The organism is Nocardia barduliensis (assembly GCF_013315795.1).
Classification (GTDB): Bacteria; Actinomycetota; Actinomycetes; order Mycobacteriales; family Mycobacteriaceae; genus Nocardia; species Nocardia barduliensis.
The window spans coordinates 1-17,104 of sequence record NZ_JABLTE010000138.1 but is presented as its reverse complement, the minus strand read 5'-3'; the positions used below and the strand labels follow the sequence as shown (position 1 = coordinate 17,104).

At 69.8% G+C, this 17,104-nt stretch carries 9 protein-coding genes and 1 pseudogene; 5 read left to right on the top strand and 5 right to left on the bottom strand.

Features of this window, described 5'->3' with window-relative positions; genetic code table 11:
- Positions 1-1,213: 1,213 nt before the first annotated feature.
- Positions 1,214-2,587 (top strand): annotated as a pseudogene (locus HOV91_RS34685) (MinD/ParA family ATP-binding protein); the annotation flags it as partial.
- Between the two features lie 48 nt (positions 2,588-2,635).
- On the opposite strand, the gene HOV91_RS40960 reads toward HOV91_RS34685, so the two are convergent.
- The gene (locus tag HOV91_RS40960; RefSeq protein ID WP_312884886.1) at positions 2,636-2,947 is read right to left on the bottom strand and encodes a DUF4254 domain-containing protein; all 312 of its coding nucleotides are present in this window, start codon (positions 2,945-2,947) and stop codon (positions 2,636-2,638) included.
- A 359-nt stretch (positions 2,948-3,306) separates the two neighbouring features.
- Between HOV91_RS40960 and HOV91_RS34675 the strand changes: the two genes are divergently transcribed.
- Together HOV91_RS34675 and HOV91_RS34670 are read left to right on the top strand one after the other, a co-directional pair.
- Positions 3,307-4,110 (top strand): GntR family transcriptional regulator, encoded by an 804-nt coding sequence (locus HOV91_RS34675; RefSeq protein ID WP_174189477.1) that lies wholly within the window; start codon positions 3,307-3,309, stop codon positions 4,108-4,110.
- Positions 4,111-4,114: 4 nt separating this feature from the next.
- Positions 4,115-4,726, top strand: coding sequence for a GNAT family N-acetyltransferase (locus HOV91_RS34670; protein ID WP_174189476.1), 612 nt, complete (start codon positions 4,115-4,117; stop codon positions 4,724-4,726).
- 77 nt (positions 4,727-4,803) lie between these two features.
- On the opposite strand, the gene eccCa is transcribed toward HOV91_RS34670, so the two are convergent.
- Genes eccCa through eccD form a run of 3 tightly spaced genes read right to left on the bottom strand, consistent with a single transcriptional unit; the run spans position 4,804 to position 11,772 of the window.
- Entirely contained in the window at positions 4,804-8,883 is a 4,080-nt protein-coding gene (eccCa, locus tag HOV91_RS34665; RefSeq protein ID WP_174189475.1) for a type VII secretion protein EccCa, read from the bottom strand.
- Positions 8,884-8,929: 46 nt separating this feature from the next.
- Positions 8,930-10,345 carry a type VII secretion-associated serine protease mycosin gene (gene mycP, locus HOV91_RS34660; RefSeq protein ID WP_174189474.1) on the bottom strand — a complete coding sequence of 472 codons (1,416 nt, stop codon included), beginning with the start codon at positions 10,343-10,345 and terminating at the stop codon, positions 8,930-8,932.
- Positions 10,342-11,772 (bottom strand): type VII secretion integral membrane protein EccD, encoded by a 1,431-nt coding sequence (gene eccD, locus HOV91_RS34655; protein ID WP_246351375.1) that lies wholly within the window; start codon positions 11,770-11,772, stop codon positions 10,342-10,344. The genes mycP and eccD overlap by 4 nt, the downstream gene beginning before the upstream one ends.
- A gap of 288 nt (positions 11,773-12,060) precedes the next feature.
- Here eccD and eccA point away from each other — a divergent pair, with 288 nt between their 5' ends.
- Positions 12,061-13,893, top strand: coding sequence for a type VII secretion AAA-ATPase EccA (gene eccA, locus HOV91_RS34650; RefSeq protein WP_174189472.1), 1,833 nt, complete (start codon positions 12,061-12,063; stop codon positions 13,891-13,893).
- A gap of 59 nt (positions 13,894-13,952) precedes the next feature.
- On the opposite strand, the gene eccB is transcribed toward eccA, so the two are convergent.
- Positions 13,953-15,461 carry a type VII secretion protein EccB gene (eccB, locus tag HOV91_RS34645; RefSeq protein WP_174189471.1) on the bottom strand — a complete coding sequence of 503 codons (1,509 nt, stop codon included), beginning with the start codon at positions 15,459-15,461 and terminating at the stop codon, positions 13,953-13,955.
- Positions 15,462-15,585: 124 nt separating this feature from the next.
- On the opposite strand from eccB, the gene eccE reads away from it, so the two are divergent.
- The coding region (eccE, locus tag HOV91_RS34640) for a type VII secretion protein EccE (RefSeq protein WP_312884884.1) at positions 15,586-17,104 on the top strand (1,519 nt) is incomplete at its 3' end.

Below are 17,104 nucleotides of genomic sequence, written 5' to 3'. Positions count from 1 at the left end.
GCCCATCGCGCCCGCGCCGGGCACCGATCAGACACCGAGCGCGGAGTCCTCGTCCCCGGCTGCCGCGCCGTCGGCCGCCACCGGCGCAACTCACGCGCGGCAGGCGAGCGACCCGCCCGGCCCGGGTTCGACGCTGCCCGGCGCGCACCCGGGAATGCCGACCGACGACCGGACGCGGCAATACAGCGATCCGCTCGTGCCCGGCGCCACCACCCCGGCGGTTCCCGATGGTGATGATGCGGTCCGGCAGAGCCACCAGGCAGCCCCGACCGCGGCGGCGGATGTGGAGGCAGGTCCTCGGCCCACCCCCGGTGCCACCGAAGTCACGCCGCCGATCGAGGCCGATGCGACGAAGCCCGCGGACGCGGGCCACGTACCGCCGACGGTTGGCCGGCCCGCCGTCGGTCAACCGTGGACGGCCGCCTTCGATTCGGACGAACTGTCGACGGAGCCGGATACCGGACGTGCCGAATCACCCACCGGAGACGACCGAGCGCTGCGCAGGCCCGATCAGCCTGTGACGCCGACCGAGCCCGCCACCGGTGCCGACGGGCCGCCGCCCTGGCTTGCCGGGCCGCGTCCCGAGGAGTCCGAGGCATCCGCGACGGGTGCGCCCCGCCGTCTTCCGCCGCTGCCCGACGCGCCCGCACCGCAGGAGCGGCCGGACCAGGGTGTAACCGGCACGCAGCCGCCCGCACCGGCGCACGACGAGCGACGCCTGCCGCCACTCGGCGTAGACGGTCCGCCGCCTTGGCTCGGGCACACCCCGCCGGAGCAGGCAGGCCAGCCGAGCGCACCCGGACTCCCGCCCGCGCCGAACGCGACCGCGGCACCGGGAGATCGGGCACTCGCTCACCCGGAATCGGCACACCGGCCCACGAACAGCAGCGCTACCGAAACGCCTGCCCCCGCGTCCGCGCCCGGTCCGCACGCCGGACAGAGCGGAGTCGGCCCGGCGCCTGCCGTTCCCGGCAACGCCTTCGCGGTGGGTGGCCCGGCTCCTGTGCGGCCGACCGAAGCCCCCGGCCGGCCCCCGGCGGCCGTGCAGGCGAATCCGCCCGCTCCGCAATGGCAATACGGCGCCACGGCGTCGGGCTGGACCGCCGCCGCCGAAGCCGGTGGCGCGTCCACGCGACCGATCGGCGGTGGACGACACCGATTGCCCGCCGAGCCCAACGCGCCGATCGCTCCTGCGGCACCTGCCGCCCAAGCGCCGGATTTCGACCAGGAACCGGTACCCCAGCAGCGGCCCGCACCGGCCTACAACGAGGCGGGCGCTGCACCGCCCGGACCGTACGCCGGGCACGCACCGCAATTCGCGGGTGAGCCGATGGCCGGTGCCGGAACGCAGGCCCCGGCCGACCAGTGGACCACCGCCGGACATCCGGGCGCCGCGGCGACCGGCCCCGACGGCCGTCCGGACCGGTTCACCGGCGGGCCCGCCCCCGCCGAGCAGCCCGCGGACCAGTGGCGCAGCGTCGCCGAGCGGAGTTCCGCGCCCGAATCCGACCAGGCGGCACCGTATTCCGCGCCGATCCCACCGCAGCATGCCGGACGGCAGAACTACGGGCAACCGGCCGCGCAGGCAGGTCCGCAGCAGTGGGGAACGCCGCCGGGCTACGCGCAACCGCCCGCCCAGCAGCCGGGCGGCCCGTTCCAGCAGCCTTCGCTGGAGAACGTGCCGATGCGCCGAGCCAAGCGGGCGCCGGGCTCCGGATGGCGCAAGGCCGTGCATCACGTGTCCGGCGGCGCGATCAACCCGGGCATGTCCGCCGAGGAACGCAGACTGCAGGAACTGGTCGCGCGGATCAGGCAGCCGGTGCGCGGCGACTACCGGATCGCGGTGCTCTCGCTCAAGGGCGGTGTCGGAAAGACCACCACCACAATGGGTATCGGCTCGATCTTCGCCTCCATTCGGGGCGACCGGGTGATCGCCGTGGACGCCAACCCCGACTTCGGCACGCTGTCGCAGCGGGTGCCGCTGCAGACCAGGTCCACCGTGCGCGACCTGCTGCTCGACTCGTCCATCCAGCGCTATTCGGACGTGCGCAGGCACACCTCGCAGGCGACGAGCCGCCTGGAAGTGCTGGCCAGCGAACGCGATCCGGCCGCGTCGGAGGCGTTCAGCGAAGACGAGTACCGCGCGGTCGCCAGGATCCTGCAGCGGTTCTACAACATCATCCTCACCGACTGCGGTACGGGACTGATGCATTCGGCCATGTCCGGTGTGCTGGATCTGGCGCACTCGCTGGTGCTGATCTCCTCCCCCGCGATCGACGGAGCCCGCAGCGCCGCGGCGACGTTGGACTGGTTGTCGCTGCACGGCCACGACCACTTGGTGCGCAACGCGGTGGTGGTGATCAACTCGCCGCGGGCCGGATCGCCGAATGTCGGTATCCAGCAGCTACGGGAATACTTCCTGTCCCGGTGCCGCGCCGTGCACATCATCCCGTTCGACCCGCACATGTCCGAGGGCGCCGAGATCGATTTGCACCGGCTGCACAAGCAGACCAAGCGGGCCTACGTCGAACTGGCGGCGACCGTCGCCGACGACTTCGCCACCGATCACCGCCGTTACCGTCCATGACACCCGCCGGGCCGGGGCCCGGCGGGCAAGGGCGAGCGGATCAGCCGCTCACCACTCGGGCAGACGCCGTCTGCCCGCCATGACGTCGCGCACCAGATCGTCGTAGGCGTCCGCGAGTTCGGCGAGGTGGTGCCACGCGTTGTGCAACAACTCGTCGTGCGCGTCGAGAGTCATCAAGGCGTGGTGCGCGCGCACCGAGGACTCGGCGAGGCGGTCGATCACCGCACCCACCGTTTCGGTGTGCAACGTTGCCCCGAGCCGATGCTGCGGCACGCTGCGCATCACCCAGTCATCGATGGCCATCACCAACTCGACTCTGCGACGCTCGATTTCGCGGATCACCGCCACGGCGGTATCCACCGAACCACCGCGGCCGACCAGACGGCGCTCATGTAGCACTGCCAGATCACGAGCGAACCACAGGAGCGGACCACCGACCACGCGGTGCCCGCGACACGCCCGAACCAATAGATCGGACGTGGGAACTAATCCCGGTGCCGAAGAGCGCACCGAAGGATCGACACACCTCGATGTGCCGGGGAGGGCCATTACGACCGTTGTATCCGAACCTGCCACGTTGCCTCGCCGTCATCGCCGCACAACACCGGATCAGGACGTTCATTACAATAAACCTCTGAAGGCACCTGTCAAGCGTTAACGGGCCCAATGCAGTCACGGAGAGTACACTTCGTTACCTGCATGACCAACCGAGGAGCAAGATGGCGGACGGTCCGACGTATCACCGGATCGCAGACCTCCTCCGCGAGGAGATCCGCGCAGCCAAGTGGAAGCCGGGCGATCGTCTGCCCAGTCATTCCGAGCTCGCCGATCAAATGCAGGTCTCGATCACCACAGCTCGCAACGCGATCCAGGTGCTGGTGACCGAAAACCTGGTCTACACAGCTACTTCCCGTGGGACGATCGTTCGAAACCAAGAAGTGCTCGAATCCGTTGTGACCGACTCTATCCGCCCCGACCGGCCGCAGACCCCGCACGACATCTTCGAGGAGATCGCGCGGGCCGCGAGCCGGGAGCCGTCGAAGGAGTTCAGCGCGAAAATGGAGCCGGCCGGTCCCGAGGTCGCGTCCTGGCTGGGTGTACCGCGGGATTCCTGGGTGCTGGCCAGGACCGTGGTCCAGTATCTGGACAACGAGCCGTGGTCATGGGAGGTCAGTTTCTATCCCCGGGATCTGGCCGAGGCCACTGGAATCGACTCGCCGCACGACATTCCGGAGGGCACCACCCGTCGCCTCGCCGACCGCGGCCATGCCGAGACCGCGCACCGCGACACGATCGTCGCCCGGCCCGCGAACGCGGAAGAGGCCCTGGTGCTCGGCGTCGCCACCGGCACCATCCTGCTCGATCATCTGCGCATCGGCGCGACCCACACCCGCGTCACCCGGGCCACCCGGCATCGCTCGCTCGCCACCGGCAACCGCTTGGCCTACGAACTCGGCGACGCCGAGGGCACGGCGGTCATCCGGACCACGCTCGCCGACTCGCCCGGGTCCGGTCCGGCCTAGCCCCATGACGATCGCGCTCCGTCAGGCAACAGTGGGCGATCTCGGCATGATCTGCCGCCTGCGCGTGCAGCGTACGGCGTGGCTCACCGCGCGTGGGTCCGACCAGTGGACGGTCGCCGGGCGCGGCCTGCCCATCGAGATCTTCGCCCGCGCCGTCGGGCACGCGCTGGACGCGGGCGAGACCTGGATCGCCGAGGTCGCGGGCGAACCGGCGGGGACCATCACCGTCAACGACCGCGCCGATGCCGGTCTGTGGTCGCGGTGGGAACTCGATGATTCGGTGATCGTCCATTTCATGATCGTGGACCTGCGATTCGCGGGCCAGCGCGTGGGCCATCGCATGCTCGCCCACGCGGGAACGCTGGCCCGCCACCAGCAACGCGAGTGGGTGCGGCTGGACGCCTGGACCACCAATACCGACCTGCACGACTACTACCGCTCGGCGGGATTCCGGCTGGTCCGCATCGCGGGGCCGCTCATGCTGGGTCCGTCGCGCGCGCTGTTCGAGCGGCGGGTGGACAGTTGGGAGCCCGAACTACCGGTACCGGTACCGATCCCGGCGGTCGGCCGGGCGGGCGCCGCGGCGGTTCTGCGACCACCGCAGCCGAACAACTGACTCCCGCTCCGCGACCGTGCGGACCGTGGACGATCGCCGCGGCGCCTTCCCGAGCCGGGCGCACGACCGCGGCCGGGTCAGACCGGCGGCAGGTGCGCGATGTGCACCATCTCGATACCTCGACTGCGCGACACCAATGTCCCGCGGCCGGGTGGCAGCTTGCTCGGCCGCACGTCGCCCATCAGTTTGCCCTCGTCGCGCGACCCGCTCATGATCAATGTCTCCACCGACAGGTTCTTCATGGTGCCCAGTACCGGGTCGTACAGTGCACGGGACACACCGCCGCTGCGACGGGTGACCACGAGGTGCATGCCGATGTCGCGGGCCTGCGGCAGGTATTCCAGCAGCGGCGCGAACGGATTCATGCCGCTGCCGGTCACCACCATGTCGTAGTCGTCGACCACGATGTAGATCTCCGGGCCGCTCCACCAGCTGCGTTCCCGCAACTGCTGCGGTGTGATGTCCGAGCCGGGAATCCGCTTGGCCAGATATCCGGCCACCTCCTGCAACATCGGACCGCAGGTCTGCGACGAGGTGGAGTATCCGGCCAGGTGGTCGCCCTCGACCACGCCGAGCATGGTGCGGCGGTAGTCGATCATGATGATCCTGGCCTGCTCGGTGGTCGACTGCTCGACCACACCCATCACGATGTTGCGCAGCAGGGTGGTCTTGCCGCATTCCACGTCGGCGAAAGCCATGAAGTGCGGTTCGGTGCCGAAATCCAGGACCAGCGGCTGCAATTCGGATTCGCCGAGCCCGACGACGACCCGGGTGGGGCCCAGTTCGATCCCCTGGGCTCGCGCGGAGGCCAGCAGCTCGTCGCGGCCGAACCGCAGCGGCAGCATGCGTACTTCCGGCGCGCGGCGATTCGGGTACAGCTGCTCGAGTTCGGTGCGCGCGTGCGCGACGCCTTCGGCCAGGCTGCCCGGCTCGGAATCGGAATCCAAGCGCGGCAGGGCGATCAGCATGTGCAGCTGGTCGGGGGTCATACCGCGACCGGGGCGGCCGACCGGAACCTGGTGCGCGGTGCGCCTGCCCATCTCCGAATCCGACGGATCGCCGAGCCGCAATTCGAGTCGGGTACCGATCTGGTCCTTGACCACCGGACGGATCTCGGCCCAGCGCGAGGCGGCGACGATCAGGTGGACGCCGAACGACAAACCCTGCGCGGCGATGGCGTTGATCTGCGGTTCCAGCACGTCGAACTCTTCGCGGATCGCCGCCCAGCCGTCGATCACCAGGAACACGTCGCCGAACTTGTCGTCGGCCAGCGGGTTTCCCGCTCCGGCGGTGCCGTCGATGACGCGCTGGTCATCGGTGAACTTGCGGCGCCGGAACTCGGCCATCGACTCGATGCCCAGTGCGGCGAACCGCTCCTCGCGTTGTCGCATCAGCGTGGTGAGCTCGGCGACGGTGCGGCGTACCCGGTCGCTGTCGAGGCGACCGGCCACCGAACCCACATGCGGCACCCCGGACAGGCCCGCCATGCTGCCGCCACCGAAGTCCAGGCAGTAGAACTGCGCCTGTTCGGGGCTGTGTGTGGCCGCGGTCGCCATGATGATGGTGCGCAGCGTCGTCGACTTGCCCGACTGCGGGCCGCCGACCACCGCGACATGACCCTGTGCGCCGGAAAGATTGATGGTGAGCACATCGCGCCGCTGCTCGTACGGCTTGTCGATGACGCCGATCGGCATCCACAACTGGCCGTGCCGGTTGACCGGCGAACGCCAGTCCGGGTCGGGCAGCAGCATGTCGACGGTCGGGGATTCGTCCAGGGGCGGCAGCCACACCTCGTGCGCCGGGCGGCCGTGCCCGGTGAGCCGCTTGACGACCACGTCGAGCAGCGTGTCCGGGATGCCCTCGTCGGCGCCGGGGACCGCCCCGGCGGCCGACGGCGGCGGGGGCAGTTCCAGCAGCGGGTTCGACGGCGCCGCGGGTTCCGCTTCCGTCTCCGCCTCGATCGGCTCGGGCAGTTCCACGGGCGATGCGGTGAACAGCGCGGGACGGTGCCCGGCGACCGGGCTGCCGTCCTCGCCGGTCACCGTTCCCTGCGGCGCGACGTACGGTCCGGACACGTAACTCGCGTTGAACCGCAACGGATCCGACGCATCGCTCTTCAGGTATCCCGAGCCGGGCACGCTCGGCAGGTGGTAGGCGTCGGTGATGCCGAGTACCGCGCGCGATTCGTTCGCCGAGAACGTGCGCAGGCCGATGCGGTAGGACAGATGCGATTCCAGGCCGCGCAGCTTGTTCTCCTCCAAGCGCTGCGAGGCCAGCAGCAGGTGCACGTGCAGCGAGCGGCCCAGGCGGCCGATCATCACGAACAGTTCCGCGAAATCCGGCTTCTGCGAGAGCAACTCGGAGAACTCGTCGACGACGATGAACAGGGCGGGCAGCGGGTCGAGCGGCACGCCCGCGGCGCGCGCCTTCTCGTAATCGGTGACGTTGGCGTAGTTGCCCGCCGAACGCAGCAGCTCCTGGCGGCGGTTCATCTCACCGGCGAGCGCGTCCTTCATGCGGTCGACCAGCGACAGTTCCTCTTCCAGGTTGGTGATCACCGCGGCGACGTGCGGCAGCGAGTCCAGGCCGAGGAAGGTCGCGCCGCCCTTGAAGTCGACGAGCACCAGGTTCAGCGCGTCCGGCGAATGCGTGGTGACCAGCGAGAGCACCAGGGTGCGCAGGAATTCCGACTTACCGGACCCGGTGGCGCCGATGCACAGACCGTGCGGTCCCATACCGTTCTCGGCCGACTCCTTGATGTCGATCTCCACCGGGGTGCCGTCGGGGGTGATGCCGATCGGCACGCGCAACCGCTCGCGGGCCGTGCGCGGGCGCCACACCCGCGCCGGATCGATCTGGGCCGCGTCCGGGATCTTCAGCAGCGCCATCAGTCCCGGGTCCGTCGTGGTTCCCTCCCCGAGACTGACGATCTGCGCCGCCGTCGCGAGGCGATACCTGGCCAGCGAGCGGGCGAAGGACTCGGCCTCGGCCGTGCTCACCCGGTCGGCGGTGGCGAACTTCTCCACACCGGCCGCACTGCGCGCCGACACTTCGCCGTCGGCGGCAACCAGTTGCAGTCCGCGCCGCGCCGCGAGCCCGCCTTCCGGCGCGGTGAGGTCGAGCACGGTTACCGAGTCCAGGCCCGATTCGCTGACCAGCCGTTCGCTGCCGCTGACGTAACCGTCATCGATGACGACCACGAGGTGCAACCGCCCCTGGGTCGGCTGCGGGTTGCGCATGAACCGGCCGCGCTCGAGCAGTTCGGCCGCCAGCGCCGTCTCCAGCTCGCCGAGCGAGTGATACATCATCCGCGCCGAGCCCATGCCGTCGCGCTGGGTCGGATGTTGCAGCTGCGGTATCCATTTCGCCCAGGACCAGGCCGGACCGTCCGGGTCGGCGCAGACGATCGCGACGGCGAGATGGTCGGGGCCGTGGAAGGTGACCAGCTCCATCAGCATCGCCCGCACCAGCATGTGCGCGTCCTCGGCGGGACCGCTGATGTTGATCGCGGGAAACGCGCGCAACGACACCGCGGTCGGCAGCCGGTGCACCACCGAGTGGGTGCGCACGAAGCGGCGCAACGCCACGGTGGAGACCGGTTCCAGGTCCTCCAGCGGTCCGGTCTCCGGGCGCGCCAGCTTGGTGGCCAGCCGGTGGCTGCCGACCCCGACGCGCACGTGCCCGAAGTCCGGGTCGTTGGGCCTGCGCTCCCACATCCGCCTCGTCCCGATCAGGGACGGCAGGTCGGCGGGCTCAGGGTGACTCCACCGAAGCGTCTCCAGCTGCTTGCCGCCGGTGCGCCGCACGTCCTTTCGGACCTGGTCCAAGTAACGGAAGTAGTCCTTGCGCTCCTCGTTGAGTTCGACCGCGCGTTTGGGGCCGCCGCCCCGGAAGCCCGCCATCATGCCGACCATCGACATGAGCATCATCAGCGGGAACATCATCATGAACGGATTGGCCAGCATGTTGCGGCCCATCATCGCCATCATGGCGATCATGCCGACCACCGCGATCACCATGACGACGGGCATCAGCTTCATCATCAGCGGCGCGGGCAGCGCGCGCGGGATCTCCGGCGGTGCGGTCAGCGCGACTTCGCCGCCGGGTGCCCGGGGCGGCGCGATGCGGGGGCGGCGCACAAAGCCTTCGGTAGCCATGGTTCCTTCGTTCGGTCGGCGACGAGCGGTCGATGCCTCGGCCGCGCTACGGATCGAACTCCGCGTTCAGGTCCGGTCCGGACCGGCGGAACGGGATCGCCACCGCGGCGCCGACGGCCAGACAGGCCAGGCAGACAATCGAACCGATGACGGCGATCCGGCGCGGCCGCGGGTCGGGGCCGGGCGGAATCACCGGCGCGGCGACCTCCCGTGGGACGTCGGCCCCGGCGCTGACGGGCCGTTCGGGCAGCTGCGCGGTCAGCGCGGCGAGCGGATCGATCAGGCCGTGCCCGATCCGGTCGTCGCGTCCGGTGCCCGGCCCGTGCGCGGTGCGGATGATGCGGTCCATCACCTGCTGCGCGGTGAGTTCCGGAAAACGCGAGCGCACCAGCGCCGCCAGTCCGGCCACATAGGGGGCCGCGAAACTGGTGCCCTCCACACTCCTGATCCCCTCGGTGGTCTGCACGCCGTCGACCAGCCCAGTGCCGCCCGGCTTGCTGTCCAGCGACACGATATTGCGGCCGATCGCGGCGACGGCCACCCATGGACCGTGCAGCGAGAGCTCGGACGCCTGGCCCGTCGAGTCCACCGAGCCCACCGAGAGCACGTAGGGCGTGAACCAGGCCGGGCTCGCGACCGTCACCACCGAGCCCCAGCCTGATCCCTCGTTCTGCTTCGAGCACGCGCCGTCGGGCTGTAGGTTGCCCGCGGCCGCGACCACGACGACATTCCGCTCGTAGGCGTACTTCACCGCCGCGCCCAGCGAGCCGTCGGCCGTGTCGGAACCGGCTGCGGTGCAGGCCACCTCGGAGATGTTGATGACGGTCGCGCCGAGGTCGACGGCACGGACGACGGCCGCCGCCAGCGTGAGCACACTGCCGTAGCCGTCGCTGCTGATCTTGCCCGGCGGGTCGTCCCGGCCACTGCGGTCCTTCGGTTCGTAGGCCAGGCTCAGTTGCCGGATGGTGAGCAGCTCCGCGTCGGGCGCGACACCGGCGAAGGCGTCGCCGGGACTGGGCTGGGCCGCGATGATCCCGGCGACCAAGGTGCCGTGGCCGTCGCAGTCGACCATGCCGTCGCTGTCGGAGACGAAGTCACCGCCCGGTTGCAGGGAGCGCAGCCGCGGATGGGGATTCACCCCGGTATCGATGACGGCCACCTTCTGCCCGGCGCCGCGGCTGAACTGCCACGCCGACGGTAGATCCAGCACTCGCTGCGCCATCGGCGGTTCGCTGGGCGGACTGCCGGTGAGCACGGGTTCGGCGCAGACGGCTCGCTGCTCGGTCGGTTCCAGCGGCGCGGGCCGCCCGCTCAATGCCTGTGCGGCGCCCAGCGCGCCGGGATCGATCGCGGGCGGCGTGATCGCCTGCGCACTCGGCCACGGCACGCCGATCGCAGCGCCGATCACCGTCGCGGCGCAGGCCACCCGCGTGATCCTCCGGCGGAAGGCGCTGCGGGTCATATGTTCCGGGCCATCGAGTAGACGTTCATGACCCACAGCACCAGCGGGATCAACGCCACGATCAGCAGGTACTCGAAGATCTCGATCATCCGCCTGGTCACCGGGGTGACCTCGATGTGCGGGCCGATCACACCGAACCCGATCACCCCGGTCGCGAACGCGAGCAGCACGCCCGCCGCGAGCGGGGTGTGTTCGATGTCGCCCGCGGCCAACCCGACGATCAGGGCGACGGCGGTCACGCAACCACCGCCGATCATCGTCGCGGCCTGGACGAGATCGGCGAACGAGCGGCCGCGCAGCGCGAGGATGATCGCGGTCAAGACCGCCAGTGTGATGCCCTGCCAGCGTGGCGAACCCAGCGGATCGGCCACGCCGAACGCGCCGACGACGGCGCTCGCGGTGCACGCGGCGAGCAGGCCGGACTGGAACTGATTGGCCGCGCGAGCCCGTTCCCCGAGCCCGGCCGCCGACGGCAGGGCGCTGGCCCCGATGGCACCGATGCCCTCGATGGTCGGTCGCGGCTCGTGGTCGGCCGGGTCGATCGCACCGCCCGCGGTCGGCACCGGCGGAATCGGCAGCCGCGCGAGCACGGCCGCCAGCCGGGGCACCGCCGAGACGATCGCGATCCCGGCCACCAGCAGGCCGGCCGACAGCTTAGGCAGACCGGGATGCCAGATCAGGTAGATCACCGCGGCCACACCCGCGATCACCGCGAGCGCCGCGGCGCAGGAGAACAGCGTGGCGCCGGTACCGGTTATCCGATACCCCAGCAGCGCCGCGATCAGCAGCACCGAACTGCCGAGCAGCAGATGGGGACTGCCGAGCGCGCCCGGCACGAGCAGTGCGGCGCCGCCGAACAGCAGCAGCAGTCCGTCCAGCGACAACCAGGTGGCGGTGACCGGATCGGTGTACTTGCGCGCCGCGATGCCCGCGGCGACGAATGCCGCGACGCCACTGCCGAGCAAGGCGAAGGCGGGTGCGAGCGGATCGCCGTTGCCGCGCGAGACCACCAGCACGGCCAGGGCGGTGAGCACGGTCAGCGCCGAGACGACCAAGCCCATCCAGCGGGCTGCGGTACCGGACCAGCTCTGGAATTCCTCTGCGGTCAGCCGGGATACGGCGTCGATGACGTCGTCGAAGAGGGCGGGCGCTTCCTTCGCGGTGACCGACCGCAGCACCAGCAACTCACCGTCGTAGACCTCGGCCTCGGTGAGCGTGCGGCTCGGCGCGATCGCCTCCCTGCCCAGCCGAGCCAAGGTCCAGTGCTGCGCCTCCAGCGGCGCCGCCTCCTCCTCGGCCTCCGGCCGCTGCGGGTTGCGCGATTCGATCAGCGCCACCAGATCGCCGATGAAGGTGGCGATCGGCACGGTGGCGGGCAACCCGACATCGACCTGCGTGTTGCCACCGATGACCGAGACACGACTCAATACGGGCTCGGTGGCACGAGTACCGCTCGCCGACTCGATCAACGGAAACCATCCCCCGCCCTCATCCGGAACACCGATTCACGCCCGGCCAACCGAAATCGACCGAACACGTCCTGAGTGAACGACTTCACCGCGTCAAGCACTCTCACACATAGACGACTCTTGCGTTGCGACCTCCCGGCAGCTGAACCTAATGTAACGGACGCACCGGGCCACGCGCGATCGGTAGTCTGGTATCCAGATGAACGTCGCTACTACGAGAAACGAAGATTTCGGGGTTCGACAGCAATGACCGGCAACCGCCAAGCACAACGCGCATTCGACGCCGGAATCCTGTCACTCGGATTGTCCATCGAGGGGCAAGAATCCGCACGTGATCTCGACTACGCGAAACTGGCTTTTCAACGCGCCACGGAGTGGGATCCCACGATGTGCGACGCCTGGCTCGGCCGCGCCGCCGCCGGAGAGCTGACCAAGGACGTTCTGTTCAATCTGCACAAGACCAGTGCGAGCACGCTCTATCGCGAGCAACGCAGGCTCGGTCTGCGTCCGAGGGAGCTCGCGGGCCGCTTCCTGCCCGGCCTGTACATCGACTATCCGCTGGCCAACCACACCGAGATCACCTTGGCCTGGGCGGCACACCTGATCGCCGACAAGGAGTACGACGAGGCCGAGCGGGTGCTCGACGAGCTCGACACGTTCCGCAAAGGCCAGCTGAGCAATACCGAAGGCGAGATCGACAACCGCATCTGCGCGTATGTGCGCGGCATCCTGCACTACAACACCCAGCGCTGGCCCGATGTGATGACGGTGCTCGCCGGTTCGGCGGACTGGGAGGATCCGTACCTGGCAGCGGGCGCGCACGTCATGGTGGGCACCGCCTGCGCCCAGCTCGGCTTGTTCGGCGAGGCGATCCGGCGGATGCAGCAGGCCGAGGCGGGCCCGATCCCGGCGGCCCGCTCCACCGCGATGTTCTGCCGCGGCCTGTGCCTGCGGGAATCGGGCAACGAGGAGGAAGCGCAAGCGCTGTTCGAGAAGGTGTATTCGCAGGCCCCGGATTTCGAGGCGAACGCGGCCGCGATGCGCGACCGCACCTATCGGATCACCGTCACCAGCCGCGAGGTGATCGATGCGCGGACCGACAAGTGGGACCCGGCGTCCTCGCCGTCGATGGAGCAGATGGAGCAGGCCGAGAGCCAGGACCGGGCGAAGAAGATCCTCGTCGAAGCCCGCGCCGAACTGGACTCGCAGATCGGCCTCGCCTCGGTGAAAACCCAGGTGGCCAAGCTCCAGTCGTCCGCGCAGCTGGCGAAGATCCGGGCCGAGAAGGGATTGGCGAGCCAGCCGCGCGGCCAGCACCTGGCCTTCACCGGGCCGCCGGGCACCGGTAAGACGACCATCGCCAGGGTGGTCGCCAAGATCTACTGCGGGGTCGGGCTGTTGAAGACCGACAAGGTGGTCGAGGCCAAGCGCGTCGACTTCGTCAGCCAGAACCTCGGCGGCACCGCGATCAAGACCGAGAAGCTGATCGACACCGCCATGGACGGCGTGCTGTTCATCGACGAGGCGTACACGCTGATCCAGACCGGCCTGCAAGGCGGTGACGCGTTCGGCCGCGAGGCGGTGGACACGCTGCTGGCGCGCATGGAGAACGACCGTGATCGCCTCGTCGTGATCATCGCGGGCTACGACGGCGAGATCGACCGGCTGCTCGCCGCCAACGACGGCCTGGCCTCACGCTTTTCGAAGCGGCTGCAGTTCCCCTCCTACACCCCTGCGGAACTGGGGCAGATCGGCCAGGTCATCGCCCGCAAGCGCGACTCGGACCTGTCCGACGGCGCGCTCGAACAGCTGGTGCAGGCCTGCGAGCGCCTGTACGCGATGCAGAGCACCGACCAGAGCGGGCAGCCGCGCCGCGGCGTCGACCTCGCGGGCAACGGGCGGTTCGTCCGCAACGTGATCGAGGCGGCAGAGGAAGAGCGCGAGTTCCGGTTGGCCAACGACGAATCGCTGGACCTGACCGACATCGACGAAGCGGTGCTGCGCCGCATCGAGGCGTCGGATATGAAGCTGGCCCTGTCCGGCCTGCTCACCTCGCTGAACGTCGGTTGGACGGACTGAGTCCGGTCGGCGATTTCCCCGAGCCTCGGCGGACCCGGTCTCCCGGGTCCGCCGAACGTCTATCGCGTGGGCAGCGAATCGTGACCGACCAGCGCTTCACGCGCGGACAGGGTGGGGCCGGGGACCATCTGGCCGATGATCGCCCAGGGTGCCAGGCGTGGGTTGTTCCCCAAGCCGAGCACGTTCGCGGCGGCGGCGTCCGGAACGCCGTAGCGCACTCCGGTGTCGGCGACGTAGAACAGGCTGCCCCGGCGCGGGCTGCCGGGCTCCATTCCGGTCACCTGGACATACTCCCCCGAGCCCGGTGACAGATAGACCGCGTCGACCCGGTCGCCGACGCCGTCGGAGGTGGACAGCTCGACGGGCTTCGCGGATTCCGGAATCGGCAGCCGGGTGCCGACCAGCAGGCCGACCGTCGCGCGTTCGCCGGGGCCGTCGCCCGCGTCGTCCGTCCGCTGCGCAGGCGCGGTGCCCGGTGACTTCGCCCAGGCCACACAGGTGACGGGCGCGTCTTCGGCGGGCAGGATCTCGGGATTGCGCACCGGGAAGTCGTCGATCGGCAAGTGCTGGACCACGGGAACCCGGTCCAGCACGTCGGGCGGCACGGTCGCGATCTCCCGCATGCCGTGCGAATCGGCGTACCTGATCACCTGTGCGGTGAACGGCGACACCGGCTGCACACCGTCGGCGAGTACGACATACAGCGCGGAACCGCCTTCTCGGCCCACGCCGGACACCGAGATGACGCCGCCGACCGGGATGTCCCCCAGCGGGCCCGGACCCCGCGCACCGGCCTGCGGTATCTGCGGCGGGGTCAGCGCGGGCACCTGCGTCGTCGCGCCGAGGAATCCGGTGCCGACCGGCCGTGGCCGGTGCGCGGTGAGCTCCAATGCCCTGCTCATCACCGAATTCGCCGGGTCGATCTCGGCGCGCTTGCCGTCGTAGACCAGGTAGGTCTTGTTGTCGCGACGGACCAGCAGCGCCTCGTCCGCGGCCGCGGTTCTGATCCGGTCGGTGAGCGCGGGACGGCCCGCGACGACCGTCGTCACGGCCCCCGAGGAAGCGGCGGCGCTACCGCCCTCGGACAGCGGAATGGTCTCGCACAGTGACCACTCCGAGTCGTTGCCCTGGGCGGATCCGGGCAATGCGCTCGGCGCTCCTGGAATGCCGAGCAGCGCCCCGCGCGGCAGGTCGTTCAGCTTGCTGTCCTTCACCGCGTGCGGCTCGGCGTTCGTACCGGTGATCAACCGCGCCGATGCCAGGTTCAGCACCGGGTGCAGGGTCTTACCGCCGTCCTGGCGCTGCACCACCACGTACAGCGCGCCGCTCTGCTTGCCCGACACGATCAGGGCATCGCCGATCGCACCCTGCGGACGCAGGAAGGCCAGGATCGCGGCGCCGGCCACGACCAGTACGCCGAGCACCGCGCCGACCAGCAGCGAGCGAATCTGGGAACGCATCGGATCGTGCAGCATGCGCACGTCACGACGAACCAGTGCGTGATCGAGCCTGCGCAACAGGAATCGGTATCCGTTCACCTGAGCGCGGGTGGTCAGCTGTGCAGGCACGTGGTCTCCATCGAGCTATCGATCACCATCTCTTTCGACACGGTACCGTAATTCGACGACGGCCCTGAACCGATGGAATCCGAAGCCGATCAATGCCAGGCAGGCGAGGCAGGGATAAACAACTGTGGACGAGACGATGAACGGCGAACCAACCGGCAGCGAAATATCGGATGCGCCGGAGCCGGGAATTGAACGCCGGTCGGCCTATGACACATTGCGTGATCCGGAATTCTGGTTGTTTCGCGTTTTTCCGCTGCGCGTGATCGTGCCCGTGGTTTTGATCGCCGCCGCCCTCGCTTGGATCGTTCTCGCGTTCAGCGATTCGGTCTGGGGCGCCTGCGCCGCGGGCGCGGTGGCCGGGCTTGCCGGTCTCGCACCGATCGGTGGCCGCACGCCCGCCCAACGGGTCGGCAGCGCGATCGCCCGCCGCCGCCCCGGCCTGCGTCCGGCCGAACGCCTCGCGCAGGCGCCTGCCCTCGACGTGCCGCTGGCCGAGGGCGGTGGTTACGGCGTGCGCTGGGACGGTGATCTGCTGCTCACCATGCTGCGGATCGATCCGCCGCCGGACACGCTGACGCTGCTCGATCGCGGCTCGCTCAGCACCGACCAGCTGCTCCCGCTCGCCGAGATCGCCCGCTGCCTCGATCAATTCGATCTGACGCTGGCCGGTATCGACGTGGTGAGCACCGGCGCGCGCACCGCGGGCACCGGCGTCGCGGCCCAGCTGTACGACCGCATCCTCGGCCCGCTGCCCGCCATCGCGCACCGCACCTGCTGGCTGGTGCTGCGGATGGACCCGCTGGCCAACGCCGAGGCGGTGGACAACCGCGGCGGCGGCAGCGGCGGTGCGCTGCGTACCGCGATCATCGCCACCCGCCGGGTCGCCAACCGGCTCGCCGCCCACGACATCGCCGCCTCGGTGCTGACCGCCACCGAGATGAACGCCGCGGTGCGCCAGCTCACCCATGGCTTCGATGTCGACCAGCTCGCCGAATCACCGAAATCGCTGGAGTTCCACGGCCGCTACCTCACTCAGTACCAGATCGCGGCCGACATGATCGGCCCGCGCGGCCTAGCCGACATCTGGGCGGTGCCCAGCCTGTCCACCACGGTGACGTTGCGCTTGCGGCCGGGCGCCGGCCGCCATGATCGGCACGCCGATCTGGCCGACACCGTGGTGCTCAACGCCGTCGTCCGCTTCGACACCGTCTCCCCGCCGGAGCAGCCGCCGCTGCCCGGTCTGCGTGAGCTGGTCGGCAACCAGCTGCGAATCCTGCTGGACACCTTGCCCATCGGCTACGCGGGCCGCTGGGGCAGTGACATCGCCTACCGCGGCACTTTGGCCGCGCTCACCGGGTTCGCGGTGCCGACCGCGGGCTGCGGTCAGCTCATCGGCGCCGACGAACGCGGCCAGGGCATCGCGGTGCCGTTGATCGGCGAGGGCACAAGGCACCTCGAAGTCATCGGCAACCTGGACCTGGCCCAGCAGGTGATCCTGCGCGCTACCGCGCTCGGGGCGCATGCCATCGTGCACACCGCACGGCCCGAGGCCTGGCACACCATGGTGGCGAATCTCAATGCGCCACACGTACTTTCGATTGCACCGCGGGCCGCGGGCGCCAGCTACCACCCGCCCGCTCCCC